The sequence below is a fragment of the Aquibium sp. ELW1220 genome, assembly GCF_030398385.1.
Classification (GTDB): Bacteria; Pseudomonadota; Alphaproteobacteria; order Rhizobiales; family Rhizobiaceae; genus Aquibium.
Window position 1 is genome coordinate 1 of sequence record NZ_JAOAOQ010000104.1, and the last position, 1,463, is coordinate 1,463.

Consider the following 1,463-nt stretch of genomic DNA (forward strand, 5'->3'; position numbering starts at 1 on the left):
GCACCGGGCGAAGCCTACCAGTTCGACTGGAGCCACGAGATCGTCCTGCTCGCCGGCGTGACGGTGACCGTGAAGGTCGCCCACGTCCGGCTCTGCCACAGCCGCATGATGTTCGTGCGGGCCTATCCGCGCGAGACGCAGGAGATGGTGTTCGACGCCCACGACCGGGCCTTCGCCTTCTTCGGCGGCGCCTGCACGCGCGGCATCTACGACAACATGAAGACGGCGGTGGAGACGGTCTTCGTCGGCAAGGACCGGCAGTACAACCGCCGCTTCCTGCAGATGTGCAGCCACTATCTGGTCCAGCCGGTGGCCTGCACGCCGGCCTCGGGCTGGGAGAAAGGGCAGGTCGAGAACCAGGTCGGCCTGGTGCGCGAGCGCTTCTTCACGCCGCGGCTGCGCTTCAGGAGCTACGAGGAGCTGAACGGCTGGCTGCTCGACAAGTGCGTGGCCTACGCCAAGGCCCACCGCCATGTCGACCAGCCGGAGCGCACCATCTGGGACGTGTTCGAGGAGGAGCGCGGCAGGCTGGTCGAGTATCGCGGTCCCTTCGACGGATTCCACACCGTTCCCGCCTCGGTCTCGAAGACCTGCACCGTGCGCTTCGACAACAACAAGTACTCGGTGCTCTCGACGGCGGTCGGCCGGCCCGTCGAGATCCAGGCCTATGCCGATCGCATCGTCGTGCGCCAGGATGGCACGATCGTGGGCGAGCATGCCCGCTCATTCGGCCGCAACCAGACGGTCTACGACCCCTGGCACTACGTCCCGGTGCTGGCGCGCAAGCCCGGCGCGCTGCGCAACGGTGCGCCGTTCCAGGGCTGGGAACTGCCATCGGCGATGGAGCGGGTCAGGCGCCGACTGAAGGCTGCCGACGACGGCGACCGGCAGATGGTGTCGATCCTGACGGCGGTGCTGTCGGATGGGCTCGATGCCGTCGAGACCGCCTGCCAGCAGGCGCTTGCCGAGAACGTCTGCTCGTCCGCCGTCATTCTCAACATCCTGGCCCGGCGCCGCGATCCGGCGCCGGCCGTCACCATCCTCACACCCGACGCACTGCGCTTGGCGATCGAGCCGCGGGCGGACTGCGCCCGCTACGACAGCCTCAGGAGGGCAAGCTGATGGAACGCACCCAGGTTCTGGACCTGATGGGAACGCTGAAGCTCTATGGCATGCGCAGCGCCTACGACGAGATCATGACCACTGCGATCAAGCGTCAGCACGAGCCGCCGAGGGTCGTCGGCGATCTGCTGTCGGCCGANTGCGATCAAGCGTCAGCACGAGCCGCCGAGGGTCGTCGGCGATCTGCTGTCGGCCGAGATCGCCGAGAAGCAGGCGCGCTCCATCAAGTACCAGCTCACCGTCGCCAAGCTGCCGCTGGCCAAGGACATCGACGACTTCGACTTCGCCGGCACGCCCGTCAACGAGACGCTCGTGCGCGACCTCGCCACCGGCGCCTTCGT

Annotated in this window: 2 pseudogenes; both read left to right on the forward strand. The window is 67.6% G+C overall.

Going from position 1 to position 1,463, the window contains the following annotated elements:
• Positions 1-1,116 (forward strand): annotated as a pseudogene (istA, locus tag N1F91_RS30875) (IS21 family transposase); the annotation flags it as partial.
• A 5-nt stretch (positions 1,117-1,121) separates the two neighbouring features.
• A pseudogene (locus N1F91_RS30880) lies at positions 1,122-1,463 on the forward strand (ATP-binding protein); the annotation flags it as partial.